Origin of the sequence: Cellulophaga sp. (assembly GCF_039943695.1) — a bacterium.
Lineage (GTDB): Bacteria > Bacteroidota > Bacteroidia > Flavobacteriales > Flavobacteriaceae > Cellulophaga.
Genome location: NZ_JBDVAA010000156.1, coordinates 20,406 through 27,062, shown reverse-complemented (window position 1 = coordinate 27,062; position 6,657 = coordinate 20,406). Strand labels below are relative to the sequence as shown.

General features: G+C 32.1%; 6 protein-coding genes. 2 read left to right on the top strand and 4 right to left on the bottom strand.

Annotated features, from left to right (window positions below; translation table 11 throughout):
• Positions 1–658: Gfo/Idh/MocA family oxidoreductase (locus tag ABJD66_RS09995; protein ID WP_348131026.1), on the bottom strand; the 658-nt coding region annotated here is incomplete at its 3' end.
• Between the two features lie 185 nt (positions 659–843).
• Between ABJD66_RS09995 and ABJD66_RS09990 the strand changes: the two genes are divergently transcribed.
• Positions 844–2,919: a DPP IV N-terminal domain-containing protein gene (locus ABJD66_RS09990; RefSeq protein ID WP_348131023.1), complete on the top strand. Its 2,076-nt coding sequence runs from the start codon at positions 844–846 to the stop codon at positions 2,917–2,919.
• 129 nt (positions 2,920–3,048) lie between these two features.
• On the opposite strand, the gene ABJD66_RS09985 is transcribed toward ABJD66_RS09990, so the two are convergent.
• Together ABJD66_RS09985 and ABJD66_RS09980 are read right to left on the bottom strand one after the other, a co-directional pair.
• Positions 3,049–3,462, bottom strand: a complete 414-nt coding sequence (locus ABJD66_RS09985; protein ID WP_100895658.1) for a DUF6691 family protein — start codon at positions 3,460–3,462, stop codon at positions 3,049–3,051.
• A gap of 4 nt (positions 3,463–3,466) precedes the next feature.
• On the bottom strand, positions 3,467–4,024 hold the full coding sequence (locus ABJD66_RS09980; protein ID WP_100895659.1) for a YeeE/YedE thiosulfate transporter family protein: 558 nt from the start codon (positions 4,022–4,024) through the stop codon (positions 3,467–3,469).
• A 145-nt stretch (positions 4,025–4,169) separates the two neighbouring features.
• Here ABJD66_RS09980 and ABJD66_RS09975 point away from each other — a divergent pair, with 145 nt between their 5' ends.
• Positions 4,170–5,168, top strand: coding sequence for a metal-dependent hydrolase (locus ABJD66_RS09975; RefSeq protein WP_348131018.1), 999 nt, complete (start codon positions 4,170–4,172; stop codon positions 5,166–5,168).
• Positions 5,169–5,226: 58 nt separating this feature from the next.
• Here the strand turns inward: ABJD66_RS09975 and ABJD66_RS09970 are convergent, their stop codons facing one another.
• Positions 5,227–6,633: an MBL fold metallo-hydrolase gene (locus ABJD66_RS09970; RefSeq protein WP_348131015.1), complete on the bottom strand. Its 1,407-nt coding sequence runs from the start codon at positions 6,631–6,633 to the stop codon at positions 5,227–5,229.
• Positions 6,634–6,657: the final 24 nt, after the last annotated feature.

The following is a 6,657-nucleotide window of genomic DNA, read 5'->3' as shown; positions in this document are numbered from 1 at the left end:
TACGCATATTTTTTAAAGAAATTCTACTTGCAGTTAGGTTAGCAACACAACCATTTTCAAACTCTATACGTGCATTTGCAATGTCTGGAGACTTACTAATTACAGACACGCCACTAGCATTAATATTTTTAACCTTAGAATTAACTACACTTAATATAGCATCTATATCATGTATCATTAAATCTAAAACCACCGGCACATCTGTACCACGAGGGTTAAATTCTGCTAATCTGTGTGTTTCTATAAACATTGGGTTTACAATGCTGTCTTTTACAGAAGAAAAAGCTGGGTTAAAACGCTCTACGTGTCCTACTTGCCCTTTTACATTGTATTTGTTCTTAAGTTCTATAAGCTCTTCGGCCTCTGCCAAAGTATTTGTAATTGGTTTTTCAATAAAAATATGCTTACCTTTTTCAATAGCTTTTTTTGCACATTCAAAATGAGAAAGGGTAGGTGTTACAATGTCTAAAACATCTACGGCATCCATTAGTTTATTTATGTTATCGTAATATGTATAACCAAATTCGGCTTCTACTTTTTTACCGTTTATAACATCTGGATCATAAAATCCAACTAAAGAATATTTTTCTGATTCGTTAAGCAAACGCAAATGGATTTTCCCCAAATGACCTGCTCCCAAAACTCCAACATTAAGCATAAAAATCAATTTTCAACAAAAATAAGGATAATGTTTGTTCTATGGTTTATTGTATTTTAAAAGTTTACTTAGATAGAATTAAAAAAATGATATAAAAGCACAGCTAAACACAACTTATTTTATGTAATAGTTACAAATTAGTTTAATAATTGTAAATTTAGCAACCAAATTAAATACTCAAAAGAATGAAATTGAACACTTTTAAAGCTGCATTTTGTGCAGCATTATCTCTAGGTATAATTACAGCCGTGTCTGCACAAGATAAGCTAAAAAAAATGCCTGGTTATGAGCAATATGTAAAAGTTGCTCCGCAAATTAGAAGAGCTGTAAATATGTCTCCAACTTACGTTAAATGGAATGATGCAGGAACTGCTTTTCAATATATAAAAGACGGAGAAGCTAAAGAGTTTACTATTGGTAAAGGTGAAGCAACAGCTACAACTAAATTAAAAGACGATAGATACGCTAAATGGGCTAACAGGCCAGCTCGTGGTAGACAATATGCATCTGCAGAGTCGCCAAACGGTAAATACAAAGCTTTTACTAAAGACAGAAATATGTTTTTTAGTAATGCTGATGGCTCTAATGTTGTTGCTATAACTACAGAAGGGAATGATGAAAACCAATTAAAGTTTGGTATTGCTACTTGGGTTTATGGTGAAGAATTAAGTCAAAACACAGCAATGTGGTGGTCTCCAGATAGTAAAAAGGTTGCTTTTTATAAGTTTGATGAAAAAGAATCTAAAAAATACTATGTTTTATATGATCAAACACAAATACAAGACTCAGTAGAAATTGAAGCATACCCTAAGGTTGGAGCTAAAAATTTACCTGTAGATTTAATGGTGTATGATTTAGAAACTAAAAAAGTACAACAATTAGATCTTAGAGACGGTAAGCCTTATAATGACGGTGATTTAGGTACTTATATTTATGACGTTAGCTGGACACCAGATGGTAAGGAGTTATTGTACCACAGCACAAACCGTAAGCAAAATATAATGGAACTTAGAGCTGCAAATCCTAATACAGGAGCTTCTAGAACCGTAATTAGAGAAGAATGGTTGCCTAGTTACACAGAAAATAGTCCGGAAATGCACGTTTTAAAAAACGGAAAGCAATTTATTTGGGCGTCTGAGCGCTCTGGTTTTAACAACTATTATTTATATGATTTTAGTGGTAAACTAGTTAAACAATTAACCAAACATAATTTTGAGGTAGACGGTATTGTAAGTGTAGATGAAGCTAAAAAAGTGATGTACTACACAGCGCGTAGTGGAGAAAACCATATGAAAATACAGTTGCATAGTGTAAAACTAACCGGTTCTGGAGATAAGAGATTAACAGACCCGGCTTTTAATCATTCTGTATTTTTAGCACCAAATAATAAGTACTTTGTAGATGTTGCACAAACTCATAATACTGCACCAGTTACTACTTTAAGAACTATTAAAGGTAAAAAAGTTGCTGTAGTTGGTACGTCAGATATATCAGAATTTAAAAAGTTAGGTTTAAAAACTGTAGAAGCATTTACGTTTACTTCTGCAGATGGTAAAACAGAACTACACGGGTTTTTACATTTTCCTTCTAATTTTGATCCTAATAAAAAATATCCACTTCTTTTAAGTAACTACGGTGGTCCTGCAACTAACGAGTTTACAGAGCGTTTTACAACACCAAACCCATTAACAGAGTTTGGTTTTTTAGTAGCAGAGGTAGATGGTAGAAACGTAAAAGGTAGAGGTAAAAGATTGTTAGATAATTTATACCAAAACTTAGGTTTTACAGAAATGGATGATTTTGCAGCAGGTATAAAATCTTTATATAACAGACCTTATTTTAATAAAAATAAAGTTGGTGTTTATGGTACATCATACGGTGGTACTACATCTGCAACTTTATTATTGCGTTATCCAGAGGTTTTCCATGCAGCTGTTGCAAACTCTGCAGTAACAGATTGGCGTAATTATGATAACGTGTATACAGAGCGTTATATGGGCCTATTAGAAGAAAATAAAAAAGGGTATGAGGCAAGTAGTTTAATTACTATGGCTAAAGATTTACAAGGTGAGTTAATGATTTTCTTTGGTACTAGTGATAACAATGTACACCCAGCAAACTCTTTACAATTTATAAAAGCATTGCAAGATGCTGGTAAAAGTTTTGAAGTACAAATTGGTCCGGATAAAGGACACACAGCAATGGATACCAGTAGAATGATGGAATTTTTTATAGAGCATTTAGTTTTAGATAAAGAATAATTATTGTTCTAAATTTAAAGTAAAAACAAAAAAGGCTTCATTTAATTATGAAGCCTTTTTTAATTGTATGATGTAATTTTAGCGTGATGTTTTACTTATAAAACATTAAACTAAAGATTTTAAATAAATTTAATGTGGTAATTTATCTCTAAGAATACCATATAAAAATGTTCCTAAGATTGAAAAAGCAATTACAATTAAAATAGGAGCAAAACCTGCGCCTACTAAAGTAAACATAGGTCCAGGACAAGCACCTGCTAATGCCCAACCTAAACCAAAAATAATACCACCAAAAAGATACCTGCTAATACTTTTGTTTTTAGGAATAAACTTTATTTCTTCTCCGTGAATAGATTTTAATTTATAGCGTTTAATAAGTTGTGTAATAATAACACCTAGTCCAACAGCAGAGCCTATAATACCGTACATATGAAAAGACTGTAGTTGAAACATCTCATAAATACGAAACCAAGATGCGGCCTCAGACTTAAACATAGTAATACCAAATAAAATGCCGATAAGTAAATATAAAAGGGTTCTCATAGTCTTAAAAAATTAAAGGATATAATACGTGAATCATAAATAAACCACCAATAAAAAAGCCAATAACAGCTATTAAAGATGGTAACTGTAAGTTACTTAAGCCAGATATTGCGTGGCCAGATGTGCAGCCACCTGCATACCTAGTTCCAAAACCTACTAAAAGTCCACCTATGGCTAATATTATAATACTTTTTATATCTGTTAAAGCATCTAAACTATAAAGTTCTGTTGGTAAGTAAGCATTACCAGCACTAGAAAAGCCAAGTTCTTGTAAATTTTTTATGGTCTCTGGATTTATGTCTACAGCAGTAGTTTCTGTTAAAAAATTAGCACCAATATAGCCGCCAATAATGGCTCCAATCATCACAATCAAATTCCATCTTTGGTTTTTCCAATCAAACTTAAAAAAGTCCGACTTTTTATCTGCTCCGCAAATGGTACACAGTGTTCTAAGATTACTAGACATACCAAAGTTTTTACCAACAAAGAGTAATAAAAATAATACTAAGGCTATTAAGGGGCCAGACACATACCACGGCCAAGGTTGAAAAATTGAATCCATTTTTGCTAATAAAATAGTTATAATATTTACAAAGTAACTTTATTTTATTGAGACGGTAAGTAACTTATGTTACTAAGCACAGTAATTTAATGTTTTAGACATTTTTAAACTTAATAGTTTAGTTTTGTTACACTATAATTTATATATGGATTCTTTAACGCAAATAGTATTAGGAGCAGCAGTAGGTGAAGCTGTTTTAGGAAAAAAAATAGGAAACAAAGCAATGCTTTATGGTGCTATTGCAGGTACAATACCAGATTTAGATACTTTTGCATCTTTTTATACAGATACTGTTACAGGCTTAGAACTACATCGTGGTTTTACACATTCGGTGTTATTTTCAGTTTTATTTGCGCCAATTTTTGCGTGGTTGGTTACTAGGTTTGAAAAGTACAAGGATTTTAAAGGTTGGTGTTGGCTTTTCTTTTTAGCATTTGTAACGCACCCAATATTAGATGCACATACAACGTGGGGTACACAGTTGTTTTGGCCTTTAGAAAACCGATTGGCATTTAAAACTATTTTTGTTGTAGACCCCTTGTATACAGTACCATTTTTAGTGTTTCTTATTTTAACAATGTTTCAAAAGAAGACAGATTCTAAACGTAGAAAATACAATAACTTGGGTTTAATACTAAGTAGTAGTTATTTGGCGTTAACTTTTGCTTTAAAAGGTGCTGCTTTTTATCAATTTAAAAAACAATTAGAAGAACAAAATATAGCTTATACAGAAATTGAAACAAAACCATCTCCCTTAAATACAATTTTATGGACTGCCAATGTAGAGACTAAAAATGCTTATTATATTGGACATTATTCTTTTTTTGATACAAAGCCAATCAAATTTTCAAAATACACTAAAAACCATCATTTATTAGGTGATTTACTTAACAATACTAAAGTACAAAGGATGATTGCTATTAGTAAAGGTTGGTATACCGTAGATATTTATAACGATAACTTGTATTTTAATGATTTGCGTTTTGGAACATTAAGTATGAATTATAAGGCACACGATTTTGTTTTTAGCTACAAAATAAACACTTATGAGAATGGGACTATTGTTTTTGAAGAAAAGCCAAAAAATAGAGCTCAGGCTAAAAAGCTATTAGCAGATTTGTGGCAACGTATTAAAGGTAATTAATTAAAAAAGAAAAATGCTAAAGCAATAAAATTAATAAAGCCTTAGCATTTTTTATTTTTTACAATGTAGATGGGCAAACATAGTTGCTTACAGGTATTTTAATATCTTTTATGGCATTAAAACCTCCGTTTACATTAATTAAATTATGTATGCCTCTGCTTTTTAAGATAGATGCAGCAACCATACTTCTGTAACCACTAGCACAGTGAATATAAAAGTTTTCATTAGAAGGAAAATCTTTTATATACTTATTTATAAAATCTAAAGGAGTATTAATAGCTCCAATCATATGTTCAGAAAGGTACTCACTCTCTTTTCTAACATCATAAACTTTGGTACTACTATCTAATTCATTACTTAAATTAGACGCAGTTGTAGTATTCACAGTATCATACTCTTTAGCGGCTTTTTTCCAAGCATTGAATCCGCCTTTTAAATACCCTAAGGTATTGTCAAATCCAACTCTAGATAATCTTATAACTGTTTCTTCTTCCTTACCTTCTGGAGTAACCAAAATTATAGGTTGTTCTACATCTGCAATTAATGCGCCAACCCAAGGAGCAAAACTACCATCTAAACCAATAAAAATAGATCTAGGAATGTGCCCTTTTGCAAAATCGTCTTGGTGTCTAACATCTAAAATAATAGCTCCTGTTCTGTTAGCTAAAGCTTCAAGCATATCTGGGTCTAATGCTATTGTACCTCTTTTTATAATATCGGCAATATCATCATATCCTTCTTTATTCATTTTTACATTTAACGGAAAGTAACTAGGAGGCGGTAATAAACCATCTGTAACCTCTTTAATAAACTCAGTTTTAGTCATATTAGCACGTAAAGCATAGTTCGTATTCTTTTGGTTACCAAGCGTATCAACGGTGTCTTTACTTAGGTTTTTTCCGCAAGCAGAACCAGCTCCGTGTGCGGGGTATACTAAAACAGTATCTGCTAAAGGCATAATTTTATTACGTAAACTATCAAACAAAAAGCCAGCTAAATCTTCTTCTGTAATTTCACCTGCTTTTTGCGCTAAATCTGGCCTACCTACATCACCTAAAAATAAGGTGTCTCCGCTAAAAATAGCGTGGTCGTTTCCGTTTTCATCTTTTAAAAGATAGGTAGTACTTTCCATTGTATGACCAGGCGTATGTAAGGCAATTATTGTAACATTACCAATTTTAAATTCCTGATTGTCTTTAGCTATAATAGCATCAAAAGACGGATCTGCCATAGGTCCATATACAATAGGAGCTCCAGTTTTTTGAGCTAATGTAACGTGTCCGCTAACAAAATCTGCGTGAAAATGAGTTTCAAAAATATATTTAATTGTAGCGTTATTTTCTTCAGCTCTTGTAGTGTAAGGAGACGTTTCTCTTAAAGGATCTATAATAGCAGCCTCGCCATTACTTTCTATGTAGTATGCGCCTTGAGATAGGCAACCTGTATATATTTGTTCAATAATCATAACTATGTAGTTTTAAATTTGGAC

Coding starts and splice junctions, on each gene's coding strand:
- ABJD66_RS09990 (WP_348131023.1), top strand. CDS start 844: ATGAAATTGAACACTTTTAAAGCTGCATTTTGTGCAGCATTATCTCTA.
- ABJD66_RS09985 (WP_100895658.1), bottom strand. CDS start 3,462: ATGAGAACCCTTTTATATTTACTTATCGGCATTTTATTTGGTATTACT.
- ABJD66_RS09980 (WP_100895659.1), bottom strand. CDS start 4,024: ATGGATTCAATTTTTCAACCTTGGCCGTGGTATGTGTCTGGCCCCTTA.
- ABJD66_RS09975 (WP_348131018.1), top strand. CDS start 4,170: ATGGATTCTTTAACGCAAATAGTATTAGGAGCAGCAGTAGGTGAAGCT.
- ABJD66_RS09970 (WP_348131015.1), bottom strand. CDS start 6,633: ATGATTATTGAACAAATATATACAGGTTGCCTATCTCAAGGCGCATAC.